Annotated in this window: 15 protein-coding genes and 1 pseudogene; 10 read left to right on the plus strand and 6 right to left on the minus strand. The window is 58.2% G+C overall.

Features of this window, described 5'->3' with window-relative positions:
• The first annotated feature begins 30 nt into the window (after positions 1 to 30).
• The 5 genes from MUBE_RS20075 (at position 31) to MUBE_RS06735 (ending at position 3,643) form a co-directional block, all read left to right on the plus strand.
• On the plus strand, positions 31 to 285 hold the full coding sequence (locus MUBE_RS20075) for a polyphosphate kinase 2 family protein (protein ID WP_424399050.1): 255 nt from the start codon (positions 31 to 33) through the stop codon (positions 283 to 285).
• Between the two features lie 2 nt (positions 286 to 287).
• Positions 288 to 446 (plus strand): hypothetical protein, encoded by a 159-nt coding sequence (locus MUBE_RS20080; RefSeq protein WP_424399051.1) that lies wholly within the window; start codon positions 288 to 290, stop codon positions 444 to 446.
• Positions 447 to 986, plus strand: a complete 540-nt coding sequence (locus MUBE_RS06725; RefSeq protein WP_424399052.1) for a DUF6912 family protein — start codon at positions 447 to 449, stop codon at positions 984 to 986. It begins immediately after the preceding gene.
• 139 nt (positions 987 to 1,125) lie between these two features.
• The gene (locus tag MUBE_RS06730; protein ID WP_116539950.1) at positions 1,126 to 2,262 is read left to right on the plus strand and encodes a ferredoxin reductase; all 1,137 of its coding nucleotides are present in this window, start codon (positions 1,126 to 1,128) and stop codon (positions 2,260 to 2,262) included.
• 94 nt (positions 2,263 to 2,356) lie between these two features.
• Entirely contained in the window at positions 2,357 to 3,643 is a 1,287-nt protein-coding gene (locus MUBE_RS06735) for a fatty acid desaturase family protein (RefSeq protein WP_116540010.1), read from the plus strand.
• Positions 3,644 to 4,134: 491 nt separating this feature from the next.
• Here MUBE_RS06735 and rsgA read toward each other — a convergent pair whose 3' ends face one another.
• On the minus strand, positions 4,135 to 5,157 hold the full coding sequence (gene rsgA, locus MUBE_RS06740) for a ribosome small subunit-dependent GTPase A (RefSeq protein WP_116540011.1): 1,023 nt from the start codon (positions 5,155 to 5,157) through the stop codon (positions 4,135 to 4,137).
• Positions 5,154 to 6,440 carry a 3-phosphoshikimate 1-carboxyvinyltransferase gene (aroA, locus tag MUBE_RS06745; RefSeq protein ID WP_165849752.1) on the minus strand — a complete coding sequence of 429 codons (1,287 nt, stop codon included), beginning with the start codon at positions 6,438 to 6,440 and terminating at the stop codon, positions 5,154 to 5,156. Before aroA ends, rsgA begins: the two co-directional genes overlap by 4 nt.
• 61 nt (positions 6,441 to 6,501) lie before the next feature.
• Between aroA and MUBE_RS20085 the strand changes: the two are divergent.
• Positions 6,502 to 6,771: pseudogene (locus tag MUBE_RS20085) on the plus strand (SOS response-associated peptidase family protein); the annotation flags it as partial.
• A 336-nt stretch (positions 6,772 to 7,107) separates the two neighbouring features.
• Here the strand turns inward: MUBE_RS20085 and MUBE_RS20090 are convergent.
• The gene (locus MUBE_RS20090; RefSeq protein WP_165849658.1) at positions 7,108 to 7,281 is read right to left on the minus strand and encodes a DUF222 domain-containing protein; all 174 of its coding nucleotides are present in this window, start codon (positions 7,279 to 7,281) and stop codon (positions 7,108 to 7,110) included.
• On the opposite strand from MUBE_RS20090, the gene MUBE_RS15680 reads away from it, so the two are divergent.
• Positions 7,261 to 7,431: a hypothetical protein gene (locus MUBE_RS15680; RefSeq protein WP_165849657.1), complete on the plus strand. Its 171-nt coding sequence runs from the start codon at positions 7,261 to 7,263 to the stop codon at positions 7,429 to 7,431. The two genes, MUBE_RS20090 and MUBE_RS15680, sit on opposite strands and share 21 nt — an antisense overlap.
• A 1,526-nt stretch (positions 7,432 to 8,957) precedes the next feature.
• Positions 8,958 to 9,398: a hypothetical protein gene (locus MUBE_RS06760; protein ID WP_116539952.1), complete on the plus strand. Its 441-nt coding sequence runs from the start codon at positions 8,958 to 8,960 to the stop codon at positions 9,396 to 9,398.
• Positions 9,399 to 10,386: 988 nt separating this feature from the next.
• Here the strand turns inward: MUBE_RS06760 and eutB are convergent.
• Positions 10,387 to 10,602: an ethanolamine ammonia-lyase subunit EutB gene (gene eutB, locus MUBE_RS17600; protein WP_243632906.1), complete on the minus strand. Its 216-nt coding sequence runs from the start codon at positions 10,600 to 10,602 to the stop codon at positions 10,387 to 10,389.
• A 583-nt stretch (positions 10,603 to 11,185) separates the two neighbouring features.
• Between eutB and MUBE_RS06770 the strand changes: the two genes are divergently transcribed.
• Positions 11,186 to 12,292 (plus strand): glycoside hydrolase family 76 protein, encoded by a 1,107-nt coding sequence (locus MUBE_RS06770; RefSeq protein ID WP_116539953.1) that lies wholly within the window; start codon positions 11,186 to 11,188, stop codon positions 12,290 to 12,292.
• Here MUBE_RS06770 and MUBE_RS06775 read toward each other — a convergent pair.
• Positions 12,285 to 12,971: a DedA family protein gene (locus MUBE_RS06775; RefSeq protein WP_116539954.1), complete on the minus strand. Its 687-nt coding sequence runs from the start codon at positions 12,969 to 12,971 to the stop codon at positions 12,285 to 12,287. The two genes, MUBE_RS06770 and MUBE_RS06775, sit on opposite strands and share 8 nt — an antisense overlap.
• 136 nt (positions 12,972 to 13,107) lie before the next feature.
• Here MUBE_RS06775 and fbaA point away from each other — a divergent pair, with 136 nt between their 5' ends.
• Positions 13,108 to 14,139: a class II fructose-bisphosphate aldolase gene (gene fbaA / locus MUBE_RS06780; RefSeq protein WP_116539955.1), complete on the plus strand. Its 1,032-nt coding sequence runs from the start codon at positions 13,108 to 13,110 to the stop codon at positions 14,137 to 14,139.
• Between the two features lie 61 nt (positions 14,140 to 14,200).
• On the opposite strand, the gene MUBE_RS06785 is transcribed toward fbaA, so the two are convergent.
• Positions 14,201 to 15,073 (minus strand): Rv0361 family membrane protein, encoded by an 873-nt coding sequence (locus MUBE_RS06785; protein WP_116539956.1) that lies wholly within the window; start codon positions 15,071 to 15,073, stop codon positions 14,201 to 14,203.
• Positions 15,074 to 15,092 lie beyond the last annotated feature (19 nt).

Genomic DNA, 15,092 nt, shown 5'->3' on the forward strand with positions numbered 1-15,092 from the left:
AACTGCTGTGGCGATATACGATCCGTTGTTGTGAACACCACAACAAACGATGGCGAGTCAGCGAAGGCGAAGAAGAAATTGAATACGCCGGCCAGTCGTGTTATCTCGGACGCTGTCAACAAAGCTGAATTATTTTGGCTGCAAATGGAATTCGTGAAACTACAGGAGTGGGTACGTCGATCCGGGACATGTTTGATCGTCATCCTTGAGGGCCGTGACGCTGTTGGCAAGGGTGGAGTGATCAAACGGATAACCGATCGGATGTCAAGAAACACGCGTGACTGAACATGATGTCGCACCTGCTGTTCACGATCGACTATCACGATGTTGAGAAGTTAAAGATCAAACTGCTGGAACGGCCGATCGGGAGTGCCGACTACAAACGGCTGTTGCGTGAACTGTCGAAGTACATCGACGATTATGCGGCCACGTTAGTTGAGGGCTGAGTGGCTGGCGCCGTTGTTCAGGTCTATGTCCCGGTCACCGTGGCCATGTTGCAGCAGCTTGTTGCCGACGGCTCGTTGTGGCCGGTCAACGGAACCGCATTCGCGGTGACCCCGATGTTGCGCGAAGCTTACGTCGAGGGAGACGACGATGAGCTTGGCGAGGTGGCACTGCGTGAAGCGGCGCTGGCGTCACTGCGTCTGCTGGCGGCCGATATCCTTGATCCAGAGGTCGCAGGCAAGTCCGCGGTCGCCCTGCCGCTGCGGCGTGCCGTATTAGCCGTCGAGGTCGACGGTGTCACGTACTGTCCCGATCTCGACGATGCCGCCGTCCGACTAGGTGCGCCCGTGACGATCGACCAGGTTGTCGCCGCGTATGTCGACACCGCCGGCGCCGAGCAGGTTGTCACGGCGGCGATCGCGGTCATTGATGCCGCTGACTTGGGTGATGAGGACGCCGACCTGATTGTCGGCGACGCGCAGGACCATGATCTGGCTTGGTACGCCAACCAGGAGCTGCCTTTCCTGCTTGACCTGCTCTAAGTTCTCCAGTTACGCAGTCTAGGCCGTGGGGCGTAGATACGAGCATATAGACTACACTACCGTAGCTTTGCCGGGTCGGTGTGGGACCGGCCCAATATGAGCGGAAGCTAAAAGCCGAGTTGTGAGCAGGAGCTTCCTAATGAATAAAAAATGCGCAGCGGTTACGGCCAATATGGGAGACACCCAGCGTCCCACCGTTGCCGGGGCCGACCGGCATCCCGGCTGGCACGTGCTGCGCAAGATAGCCACGCGCATTACCACTCCGTTATTGCCCGACGACTATCTGCACCTGGTAAATCCGCTGTGGTCGGCGCGCGAGCTGCGGGGTCGTGTGTTGGCGGTTCATCGGGAGACGGAAGACTCCGCGACCCTGGTTATCAAGCCGGGCTGGGGCTTTAGCTTCGACTATCAGCCCGGCCAGTACATCGGGGTCGGGTTGTTAGTGGATGGGCGATGGCGCTGGCGGTCGTATTCGCTGACGTCGAGCCCTATAACCGGTTTGCGTACCGTGACTATCACCGTCAAAGCGATGCCGGAAGGCTTCCTGTCTACTCACCTAGTAGCTGGTGTCGAACCAGGAACCATCGTCCGGTTGGCCGCGCCCCAGGGCGATTTCGTCTTACCTGACCCAGCGCCATCGTCGATTCTGTTTCTTACTGCTGGGTCCGGCATTACTCCGGTGATATCAATTCTGCGCACGTTGGCCCGCCGCAATCAAATCACTGACATCACGCACCTGCATTCGGTGCCTACTGGATCTGACATGATGTTCGGAGCCGAGTTGGCTTCGCTGGCATTTGAGCACACTGGTTATTGGCTGCGAGTGCGACGAACCCGACTTGAAGGTCGACTCGACTTGGCCCGGCTAGGCGAAGAGGTGCCAGACTGGTGCGAACGCCGAGCCTGGGTCTGCGGGCCAGAAAGCTTACTTAACAAGGCGGAGCATGTTTGGTCGGCGGCCGGTATCAGCGACCAGCTGCGCTTGGAGCAGTTCGTGGTGTCGAAGGCCGCGCCCCCCGGAGTCGGCGGTACAGTCACGTTTGTTCGCAGTGGGCGCAGCGTGGCGGCTGATGCTGCGACGTCGTTGATGGATGCGGGTGAGGGCGTTGGTGTTCAGATGCCCTTCGGCTGCCGGATGGGTATCTGCCAGTCGTGTGTGGTCGGATTGGTCGAAGGCCACGTCCGCGACCTGCGTACGGGCGCTGAACACGAACCGGGAACCCGGGTTCAGACGTGTGTGTCGGCCGCATCTGGCGATTGTGCACTCGACATCTAAAAGCTACTCGCAGGTAACTTACGTAATCGTAGGTTACGATATCGTAGATCTAGGAATAGTTTGGAGGCCACGCGCCAACAGCAGGGAGATGACGATGGCGATCACAGACGTCGACACATTCGCGCATCTGACGGACGCTGATATTGAAAGCCTGGCCATTGAGCTGGATGCTATCCGCAGTGACGTTGAAGAGTCGCGTGGCGAGCGGGACGCCCGCTACATACGCCGCACCATTGCAGCGCAGCGGGTGCTGAAGGTGGCCGGCCGAGTGCTGCTGGCCGCCAGTTCACGGCGTTCGATGTGGTGGGCAGGTGCGGTGATCCTGGGCGTGGCCAAGATCATCGAGAACATGGAGATCAGTCATAATGTCATGCACGGCCAGTGGGATTGGATGAACGATCCCGAGATTCACTCATCGACGTGGGAGTGGGACATGACCGGGTCGGCTAAGCATTGGCGATTCACCCATAATTTTGTGCACCACAAGTACACCAACATCCTTGGCATGGACGACGATATCGGCTACGGCATGCTACGTGTCACCCGTGACCAACGCTGGAAGCGCTTCAACATCCTCAACTTGCTTTTCAGCACTCTGCTCGCGCTAGGTTTCGAATGGGGTGTGGCCTTGCAGCACGTAGAGATTGGTAAGATCGTGAGGAAGCGGATAGATCATCAGGAGGCCCGGCAACGGATCGATGAGTTCTTGGCTAAGGCAGGTCGTCAAGTGTTCAAGGATTACGTCGCGTTCCCAGCGCTGACCGCGCTGTCGCCTGGCGCGACGTACCGATCCACCGTGGCGGCCAACGCAACGGCCAACGTGATCCGCAACGTGTGGTCTAATGCCGTGATCTTTTGTGGGCATTTCCCCGATGGCGCTGAGAAATTCACTAAAAACGACATGATCGGCGAGAGCAAGGGACAGTGGTATCTGCGGCAAATACTGGGCAGTGCCAACTTCAACGCCGGGCCCACAATGCGATTTATGAGTGGCAATCTGTGCTATCAGATCGAGCACCACTTGTATCCCGATCTGCCGAGCAACCGGCTGGCTGAGATCTCGGTACGGGTGCGCGAGATTTGCGACAAATATGACTTGCCATATACTACAGGTTCGTTCCTGGTGCAGTACGGCAAGGTCTGGCGCACTTTGGCCAAGCTGTCGCTTCCGAACAGGTACTTGCTCGATGACACCGACGACGCGCCGGAGACTAGCAGTGAGCGGATGTTTGCTGCACTGCGGCCAGGTTTCGCGGGCATCGACCCGGTGACTGGACGCCGACGTGGGCTAAAGACCGCGATCGCCACGGTGCAGGGTTGGCGCCGCAACAAGCGGGTCGCAGCGGCCGCGGTCAGCGCTGACGGGGACCTAGCGGCCTAGTTGCCGGTCGCCTTGGCGGCTAGCGCGGTCAATTTCGTGTCGATTTCGATTCCGGTGCTAAGCAATTGATGGTATGTACTGCTTTTCCCTTGGCCATGCCGCCGCCTTCACATCATGGTCTGCAGTCCGTATCGCAATGGCGCCGCTGTTGACTTGGTCTTGGCCAGACCTACGCTGGTGTCATGGCAACTGTGGGCACGATCCACAGTTTCAGGTTCTTGGCGATTTCGTTACTGGCGATTAAACCCACAACCTTACTGTACGACAACCTTACTGTACGACAATGGCGGCGAGTTGTCTGCCGTAATCGGCAGATTGATCTGCGGGAAGCGCTCTTTCATCTCGTCACTAGAGAATGACGGCTGAAATGCAGCAAGCGGGTCTGCCCGTGGTGTTGCGATGTTTGAAGCGGGGCTGGATGTCATCTGCCGGTCCGCGACCGGCTACGGTTGACCCATCTGGGCCGCGAGGGGCGCGCAAATACACGTTCTTTACGGCGTGTTGTTGTACAGACACGCGCGCTCGGCAGCCCGCCAGGTCTTCCTGAGTATCGCCAGTAGCCGTCTGACGGCGGCCACGCGACGGACTGCGGGCCCGGACATATTGTCCAGTGCGCATTCGGGGTCGGCAGACGGCCCCATATGTCCGCAGCTGCGTGGGCAGTCTTTGATTGTTTCAGCAAGATCCGAGAAGGCCAACACCACGTCGTCGGGCTGGATGTGGGCTAGCCCGAACGAACGGATTCCCGGGGTGTCGATTACCCAGCCGGAACTTTCCAGGGGTAGCGCGACCGACTGAGTTGAGGTGTGTCGCCCACGGCCGATGTCGGTGACCCCGCCCACCGGCCGATCCGCTGCGGGAACAAGCCTATTCACCAGGGTCGACTTGCCGACTCCGGAATGTCCGAGTAGCACGGTGGTCTTGCCGGTTAGCAAGTCCGCCACTGCGAGCAACGGATCGTCGACACCTGCGGTGACCACCGTCAAGTCCAGATCGACGAACTGTGTCACAAATGGCTCCAGCGGGGCAAGGTCGGTCTTGGTCAGGCACAGGATCGGTGCCAACCCGCTAGCGTAGGCGGCGATCAGTGCCCGGTCGACTAGGCCGGTGCGTGGTGGCGGGTCCGCCAACGCCACCACGATCAGCAGTTGATCGGCGTTGGCGACCACCATTCGTTCACTGGTGTCGGTGTCATCGACGGTGCGCCGCAACACTGTTCGGCGCTGCAAGCGCCGCACAATGCGGGCTAAGGTGTCGGGTCGGCCGGACAGATCGCCGACGACGTCGACATCGTCGCCGACGATGATTGGGGTGCGTCCCAGATAGCGTGCCCGTATGGCTGTGATCCGTCGATCGGGACAGCCGCCTAGCACGCAGCCCCAGCGGCCGCGGTCCACGCTGACCACCATGGCGGTCTCGGCATCGGCGTGTTCGGGACGGGTCTTGGTCCGCGGTCGTGAGCCTCGGCCGGAACGGACCTTGACATCGGACTCGTCGTAGTCACCAGGCCTCAATCGGTCGACCTCGTGAGCATATCCGTCCACAGCTGTGAGAACTGCGGCAGCGTCTTGCTGGTGGCATCGATGTCGTCAATTTCGACTCCGGCCACCCGTAGCCCGACAATCGCGCCGGCCATCGCCATCCGGTGATCGGCATACGCTCGCCAGACACCAGGCCGCAGCGGTGTCGCGGTGATCACCAGGCCGTCGGGCGTTTCCTGACAGTCACCGCCCAGGCGGTTGATCTCGGTGCTTAGCGCGGCGAGTCGGTCGGTTTCGTGTCCGCGCAGGTGGGCAATGCCGCATAGTCGCGACACCGATCCTGGGGTTGCCAGCGCCGCTAGTGCCGCAACCGACGGGGTGAGTTCGCCAACGGCGCGCAAATCAACGTTGAAGCCATCGTACGCCGTCGACCCTTGCACCTTGAGCAACGAATCGCTATGGGTAACAATGGCATTGACTTGGCTCAATATGTTCAGGATATTGCCGATGGGCTGCACACTAGTTGCCGGCCAGCCCGTGATGCGCACTGTTCCACCACTGACCACCGCCGCTGCCAGAAAAGTAACAGCGTTCGTGAGATCGGGCTCGACGATCCAATGCCGGGCCGCGACCGTGCCGGGCTGCACCTGCCAACGGTTGCTGACCGAGTCGTCGACCTTGACACCGGCTTGCCGCAGCATCATTACCGTCATCGTGATATGCGGCGTCGACGGTAACGTCAAACCGATGTGCTGCACGGTCAGCCCTTGGGTGAACGACGCCGCGCACAATAGCAGGCTGGAGATGAACTGCGAGGATGCTGACGCGTCAATGGCTACGGTGCCACCGGCGACTGACCCGCTGCCCTGCACCCGGAAAGGCAAACCGGCGCCATCGATCCGGACACCTAGACAACGCAACGCATCCAGCAGCGGTGCGATCGGCCGGGTCCGGGCTTGTTCGTCGCCGTCGAAGGTGACCGGGTCGGCGCTCAACGCCGCCAGCGGCGGGACAAAACGCAATACCGTGCCGGCCAGGCCGCAATTCACGCGGGTGCCTGTGCCGGGGGCAATTTGGCCGCTGACCGTCAAGGTGGAGCCTGCTTCGTCGACGTGTAGACCCAGCGTCCGTAACGCTGAAGTCATCAGATCGGTATCCCGGCTGCGTAGTGCGCCGCTGATGGTCGAGGTACCCTGGCCCTGTGCGGCCGCCAGCGCCGCCAACACCAGTGCTCGGTTGGTCTGCGATTTGGAGCCCGGAATGGTCAAGGTCGCATGCACCGGTGTCGACGCAAAGGGGGCCGTCCAAGGTTCGATATTCATCCACTACATCCTGCCGTGTAGGCGAGCGTTGCGGGTACCGGGCACTATGGTAGGCGTGTCCGGGCAGTTTGTGGTCACCGCGGATCCAGCTTTGCTGGCCGAGAAAATCAAAGTGATTGATGAAGCAACCACCGATGCCATTACAGTCGTTCCCAACTACAATGTGGCTCCCGCGGCAACTATCGCCACGGTGGTGTCCCGCCATAGCGAGCCCGACGACGAGCCGACTCGCTGGGCACGTTTCATGCTTTGGGGATTGGTTCCGCCGTGGATCAAAGCAAGCTTCGGCGGTGACCTGTACACCAAAGGCTCTTTGTTGATCAACTGGATTCCGAACTTTTGGCGCGATCGCCAGATGTGCACGACATCGACGTGCGCCCGGTGTCGACGCTGGTCAATAGTGTGCGTAACAATGGCCCTGGACTGCTCGAGCTAGCCCCGCTGCAGCCGCGACAAATCGCTCTGCTGCTGTAGCAGCCGATAAATATCACTGCTGAGTTAGCGTTTGGCGGTGTTATCGGTGGGGTTACATATCCCGGGAGCGGCCAGTTTGGCTAACATGTCCTTCAGTATGGTGCGGGCCTCAGGGGTCAGCTAGGTGTGTAGCGCCGACATGCCGTCGGCTTTTTGCTTAGGGCTAGTCTGCGTCGGCGGGCCCGATTCATGGTCGGTGTAGATGCCTGTCGGGGTTGAGGCAGTCGGCGAGACGATCGGCTAACCCGGCCAGGTGTTCGGACCGGTATTGGGTGTCTTGCTTGGCCGGATCAGCCTTGGCGCGTTCACGGATGGCCGCATCGATCCAGCCGGGTAGTTGGTGGCAGAACCGGTGGATCACCGCGAGATCTGGTCGGCACCGAGTCGTTCGGCACGCTGGGCTGCTGTGGTGGCCGCTAACTGTGGCGGTAATGGTTTGCTGGTGAATCACGTGCCGTTCACCAAGATCGGTGGCATCACGGATGCGTTGGGGAGACTTCGGTACGGCTGATCCGCGTCCACTCGGCAATCGCATGCAAGAACCTGCCGCCACGCTACCCCGTACCGTGGTATCCAACGTATCCAACGCAGCCGTGATCACCTTCCTATCCACGACACCACAATGAACTCAACTCACAACACCAAACTATCGGAAGACACCGATAAAAAACTGCCGTTTGAAACCAATGAAACCATTGGTAACACAAGTGATTAAAGGTTGGCAACCTAAGAATTCTGCTGACGATTTAGGTAACCGACACCGTGGGAGAAGGATAAGCACCGACATTTTAATCCTCGGCCAGCATCAAGTCAAAGCACCTATACTACTAAGTGTACCACTGTGTTTGAAAGTGGTACACTTAGTTAATAGCGCGGTGCATATTGTTGGTTAATGTCAATAATTAAACTTCGTATCAGACGACTGAAAATCCGCAAGTAGCGCGTGTTAGACTAAGTGATTAAACTACAGCCCGGTGAACCCTAATTGAAGCTGCTACGGCGCCTGATCGAGAGGATGTTAGTATCCCTGAGCGCACGAAAGATGAGGGGGGCTATGGTGCTGCCGTGTCGACAAGCAATGGCTGTCAAGTCAACCCGTTTGGGCCTGACTATCTTGTTGGGCTTTGGGCGAATTTTCCAGTGTAATCGATCCGGACGTGAGCGTCCTGATCGTGTATCTACACTCTCGTCGACCCGCGTCATGAAGCGGCTACGGCAATCTTGCTAGCGGATGTGCTCAGTCTAGATGTTATTGCCTGGCGGAAGTTTTGGTCGACGATCCTACATTGGGACATAGGATGGGAAGCGTCGATTGTGTGACGGTATACGTGCCGCCGGTGTGGTCGTCGCACCGCACGACGAAGGCGAGCTAATAGGGCCTTTATTGAACTGCGTGCGAGTAGCGGGCTGAGCCTTAGATGATTGCCGCGTACTCAGTGCCGCAATTTACTACCAAGCAAGCCTGGCAACGCTCGACCACGCACCCGCTTGGTACCATGACCAGCAAGCGTGGTGTGTGAGTTCAAACCTAAGTTCACGTTCTCCACATACCAGTTTGGGACAGCCTGTTACTAACACCATAGCTGTCTTACGTGAGAGAGATTTTGTAAGCGCATACATTGATTACCTCGGCCCCGAAGGACGATTGGCGATTGGTCATCCGGAAGGCGCAATATAAACTTGATCTGACTGTTCTCAACAAGGCGCCGTTGCATTATCCAACTATTAGTGTGATTGTTGCACAAATGGATCACAAGTAATATAGTGCCAATGTCGTAGTAACCAGCCATATTTGATCCGATGATCTACCGTCGATGGTGTAGGTCATAGACTGCCTGTGCGGCATCTTAGTGGATGTCACGATCAGAGCTGTCAGTGAAGTCAACCGACATTAAACTTCATTTAATGATATAAGCGATTCTAAAATGTGGCAATAACTTCACTCCGCCCTCTCTGTCTATGAGAACATTCGTTGGGAACCGTAGGAGGTACGATACGCGGGCGTGACGCTGTCGAAGTACGACCTACCACCCCGCTGTGCGGGCTAACATTGCTGACTTAGTCCTGGATTTGCCGCCGTCGGTATTTGTAAAAGCTAAATCCGCCAGCCACAAGAGCACACGTTTTGACGCCGAGCTCGAAGGCGAAATCGCACCGTTTGCCGCTATGTTGCTGCGGTTGGAGTCAGCCGCCAGTACGCAAATCGAGAATCTAACCGCATCAGCCCGCGCTATCGCCGAGGCCGAGCTGCTCGGTGGCAAGGCCAAACACATCGCTGCGCTGCAAGTAGCGATCATCCTGTCCGGCACTGTTGACGCCGACGCCATCCTGGAGATGCACCGCGCATTGACGGTTAATAAGCTACGTCATCCGCTAGGCGGATTCCGTACCGAGCCAGTGTGGATCGGCGGTGGCTCTATCCCTAATTGGTACGGTATTTGTCAGCCTACGCCACAAACCGGTCTCCGGCGCGATTGACTACACTGATCGCCTGCGTCCAGCGCGCCGATGTTCTTGCGCTGCAACAAGCCATGGTGGCTCGTGCGCAGTTCGAGACCATGCACCCCTGAACCAACGGGAACGAAAGCACGGGCCGCGCATTGGCACAAGCCATGTTGTGCAACAAAGGCCTGACCCGCCGGGTGACGATGCCGGTCTCGGCCGAGCTGCTGGCCGATACAGACGCGTACTTCGCCCTACGGTGATGGTGACGTTGCGCCAATTGTCGAGTGATTCTCGGGCTAGTGTCCTGGCTATTGCGAATGGGTAGTCAGCTGGTAGCCGACTGTCGCGGTATTGTCGCCAATTTGTTAGCCTCCCGCCCTGTTGTCAACGTTGCATTACTGTCGCAGGAGCTGGACATCGAATCCACCAATGCTCACCACTACCTCAACCCAAGCTTACTAGGGCGGGAGTTCTCGTCGAGACGACTAGTGAACCCCGCAACTGAGTATGGTGTTCCCTGAAGTGCTTACCGCAACTTGATGCGTTCGTCGAGCGGGCTGGGTGTTGAGGTTGATCGTCAGCTGTGCCTTGTGGGGACTTATTGTGGCTGCCGGAAATGGCTTTGGTTTCTGGTCTCTAAATTGGTTAGCAGATCTGGTTCAGTTCAATGTGATAGGTGTTTTTAAGACGACCCCCGAGCGACCTAGTTTACGAGCATCGGCCGCCAATGCTACAATGATGACTCAAGCTGAATAGCAGGCAAGCCCGTTCGGGTGGGTAGATGTTCGAGACACAGATACGGCTGGCGTAGATCCGTAAACTGGTGTTGGTGTCTTTGATGCCTGCAACTGACTAGAATATGAGTTTTGCGGCACATCCTGGTGGGCCAATCCCAGGATGGTTTTCGTGTGGAACCGCACGCACGACTGGATCGGGATGTTGAAACGTTGCCACACCCCATGAGCAGACCATTGAGCGTCCCAGCGGCAATTCCGCGCGGATCATCGGTTGGGTGGTTAAGCTACAGTTGAGTGGCGAGCCGGCCCGGCAATCCGATGGTAGTGTGGAAGGCCGGGGTCGCAGTTGCGGCGCCGGCAACCGGGATTAAGTTCTGTTTACGCATCAGCTGCGATATTGCAGAGGTCATTTCTGGAGTGAGACTGATGGCAATCGCGACGATCCGGGACGTGCTGTCGTCAAGCGTTGCGGCATCCAACAACATAGTTATAAAGACCACCTACGGTTAAGTCGGCGATCGGGCTAAATGTGTCGCGGCCATGAGTATTGAGGATGAGCCGGGTGATCTCGTCTAGTTTCGTAGGGCGCTAGTACCTCGGTGAGAAACGTCTTCAGGAGTATGTACAGCGAGTACTCATGCAGGCCGCGGCACGTTCAGCGTCACGGTCGGCGAGTTGGTCACCAAAGCGCAACGGTGTTGCTTTCACCGTCATGTCAACCAGACCGTCGAAGGTGTAGGCGGTACCCGATATACTACGCTAGTAGATCATGTCACCTCTTGGCGACGAGTTGATGTTGGTTGCCCAGGCCCTAAAAGGGCGTGAATGCTGAAAATGCTGTCAGACCGCACAGTTCGGCGAGCAATAATATTGATGCCCCACGGGTAAATGGGTCAATGCTTAAGCCAAGTCAATCCCGGCAGTCATCCCGCCCTATTCTGGGAGAATCCCGAAGCTATGAGCCAGATGTCCCGGTGCAGCTACATGAGGAACCCGGACTCCGGCCAGGTCATTACCGGTGAGATCGGTTCCAGTGTTTTAGGTTATCAATATAGCACTAGCAGACTGCGGGGATCTGTAGGTATGGATCAGGTATGGGTGAGCCGTGCAGCTACCGCCGAAGCCGCCGTCACACACCGGCACCTGAAAAGGCTCTGGGCGTTGCCGGGAACACAGCTGGGGGTGGTATCATGGCCACCTCATTGGCGGGACCGACTCTTCACTACCTGGCACTACTGGTGGCAAGCACAGCTGTTGGATTGTCTGGTCGATGCGCAGTTGCGCGACCCGCAGCCGGCTCGGTGCGTCAAGATCGATCGGCAGGTCAGGTCACACTGGCTACGCAACAACAGGTCGTGGACCAACAATTATTACGACGACATGGCGTGGCTGGCGTTGGCACTGGAACGTGCCGCCCGGGTAGCCGGCGTCCAACGTCGGCGCGCATTGCCCAAACTCAACGACCAGCTCGTCAAAGCGTGGGTGCCGGAAGACGGCGGCGGCATCCCGTGGCGCAAGCAAGACCAGTTTTTTAACACACCCGCCAACGGGCCAGCGGGAATATTCTTGGCCCGCTACGGAGACCGGCTGCGGCGGGCCGAACAGATGGCTGACTGGATTGATCGCACTCTGATTGACCCGGAGACGCACCTGGTGTTTGATGGCATCAAGGCTGGCTCGCTGGTTCGTGTGCAGTACACTTACTGCCAGGGCGTGGTGCTGGGGCTCGAAACTGAGTTGGCGGTACGCACCGATCCGACCGCCGCGGCCCGACACGCGGCACGGGTGCATCGTATGGTCGCGGCCGTCAATACGCACATGGCGCCGTCCGGGGTGTTACGTGGCGCCGGTGGCGGGGATGGTGGTTTGTTCGCCGGCATTACCGCGCGATATCTCGCACTGGTTGCCACCACACTGCCGGGTGACCTGCCCGAAGACGTCGCGGCCCGCCAGACCGCCCGCACGTTAGTGCTATCGTCAGCGAAGTCGGCGTGGGACTATCGGCAATTTGTGAACGGACTGCCCGTGTTTGGACCGTTTTGGGACCGTGAGACGCAGTTACCCACGGCGGAAGGCGAACAGGTACGGCTCGTCGGTGGTGCCGTGCAAAGCTCCGAGGTCGCTGAGCGGGATTTGTCAGTGCAGCTGTCCGGGTGGATGTTGATGGAGGCCGCCTGTAGCGTCACCTAACTATGCGGCGCCAGTCAGATAAAGTGGGTTCGATTCTGGCTGTTAGGTGCCGCGACCGATAGGCGCGCCAGGCCGCGATCAGTGCCGGCAGCAGCGAGGCAGATAGAATGCCCAGGATGATTTTCTCCAAATTCTGGTGGATGAACCCCACATTGCCCAGGAAGTAGCCGACAACCGCCACGCCACCACCCCAGAGCACGCCGCCCACGATGTCGAAACCCAGATACAACGGATAGCGCATATAGGACACGCCGGCGATAACCGGGGTGAACGTCCGCACAAACGGCAGGAAACGGGCCAGTATGATAGCCCACGGCCCGTACTTCTCGAAGAAGGTGTGCGATCCGGTCACGTAGTGCTGCTTGAAGCAGCGTGAGTCTTCCTTCTTAAACAGTGCAGGGCCGATGTGGCGGCCGATGAAATATCCGGTCTGATCTCCCAACACCGCGACCACCGCTACGGAAAGGGTCAGCACCCAGATATCGAGGGTCCCCTTAGCGGCTAGCAGGCCTCCGGTAAACAGCAGTGATTCGCCAGGTAACAACGGGAACATCAAGCCGGTTTCGACGAAGATGATAACCAGGATGGTGGGCAGCACCGCGGCCGCGAAAAGGCCCTGGGGACCGATCCAGAACATCGGGTCGAGGATGTGTGGCAAGGCCACCACGGCGGTGTTCATGACGTCACAACATACCGGCCGAGACACGTTGTTCCCACTGGTTGTGGACAAAAAAAAAATCCCGCGCAGGCTAGCTGCTAACCAACATTGAGGTGTTGCGATACTGGCTAGACTCAGTTTTCAGGAGGAAAGTTTTATGCCTATCGCAACGCCGGAAATCTACGCCGAAATGTTGAGACGAGCCAAGGGAAACTCATATGCTTTTCCGGCTATCAACTGTACGTCTTCGGAAACCGTCAACGCCGCCATCAAAGGCTTCGCCGACGCTGGCAGCGACGGCATCATTCAATTCTCTACCGGTGGTGCGGAGTTCGCTTCGGGGCTCGGCGTGAAGGACATGGTGGTCGGTGCGGTCGCGCTGGCGAAGTTCACCCGCACCATTGCGGACAAGTACCCGATCAACGTCGCACTGCACACCGACCACTGCCCCAAAGACAAACTGGACAGCTACGTGCGTCCGCTGTTGGCTATCTCGGCTAGAAGGGTAGCGGCTGGTAAGGATCCGCTGTTTGGGTCGCACATGTGGGATGGCTCTGCGATACCGATTGATGAGAATCTGGCCATCGCCCAAGAGCTGCTGAAGGTTGCGACGGCCGCCTCGATTATTCTCGAGGTCGAAATCGGCGTGGTCGGCGGTGAGGAAGACGGCGTGGTGGGCGAAATCAACGACAAACTGTACACTACCTCGGAGGATTTCGCGAAGACCATCGATGCCCTGGGCGCTGGTGAACATGGCCGGTACTTGCTGGCAGCGACATTTGGCAATGTGCACGGTGTCTACAAGCCCGGCAACGTCAAGCTGCGTACCGACATCCTGGCCGAAGGACAGAAGGTGGCAGCAGCCAAGCTCGGTCAGCCCGAGGGCTCAAAACCGTTCGACTTCGTGTTCCACGGTGGTTCTGGTTCGGAGAAGTTGGAGATCGAGAAGGCGCTGCGGTACGGTGTTGTGAAAATGAACGTCGACACCGATGCCCAATACGCGTTCACTCGCCCGGTGGCTGGTCACATGTTCACCAACTACGACGGCGTGCTTAAGGTCGACGGTGAAGTGGGCAACAAGAGGGTGTACGACCCGCGCAGCTATCTCAAGAAGGCCGAAGCGTCGATGACTAAGCGAGTGATTGAGGCCTGTAAAGACCTGCGTTGTGCAGGAAAGTCGGTTAGCTAGCTGCTAGAACCATGCTCGAACGTGAAGCTGGCCACACGTTCGATGACAAAGGACTGGCGCGTTAGTCGCTGGGGGACTGGCAGATTTTCCATTGATCGTCGCGAAACTCCAGGTCGAGGCTGCGTGTCGAGCGGACCTGCGGGTCGTAGGCCATGAACGTGGTGACATTTGCTTCGGCGTGTCGGCCATTGACGATGATTTGATCGATGCTGGCGATTACCGGATATTGTTTGGCCGCTGAAACTCGGCGGTATGTCTCGTCCCACGAGTGCTCGTCGTACTCCACGTAGCTGTCACGGGTGGTGCCGCAGGTGATGGAGCGCAGCGTCATCAGGTCTCCGGTTTGTACCGCGGCATCAAAACTCTGGATGGTGTGCCGAACTTGATCTGTCAGCGATGTTTTCACGTGTTTACCGTGAGTTAGCAGCACAGTGCCAAGAATTGCAATCGCCACTAACGTCAACACTATCATGATCAGCGCCAGCATCCAGCCCCAATTGGAATGCCGCGATGTCCGCAACTTGACACCTGATCGGGGTGGGATCGATTGCGGTATAGCAACTTTCGGGGAAATTCTGGGATGTTCTGGTAGTCTTGTCGAGGGCAGGTGGATGATTTCGGTCACGGGATCCGGTGCGGTGGCAATGATGGTGGTTGCCCTGGCGTCGAAACCGGGTGCGGTGAAGCGGCGCTGGTGCTGCTGTATGTTTGGCTCGGGATCTTGGTCCGGTTCGGGTTTGGTGATTACCATCGTTGCGGTCTCGGAGTCGCTATGTGTCATCAGGTGTCCCTCGACTGTCTCTTCACCCGGATTCGTGGCCGGGTCATCCTTGGCTTCGGGTTGATCGGGTGTGGCATCCTGATCTGCAGTGCGTGGAGCGAACCCGGTGCGGTTTGATGTGACGTTGAGGTCGGGCTCGGGTGCATTGGGCATGAGCGCTTCTGTCCTCCCG

Source organism: Mycobacterium uberis (genome assembly GCF_003408705.1).
GTDB lineage: Bacteria > Actinomycetota > Actinomycetes > Mycobacteriales > Mycobacteriaceae > Mycobacterium > Mycobacterium uberis.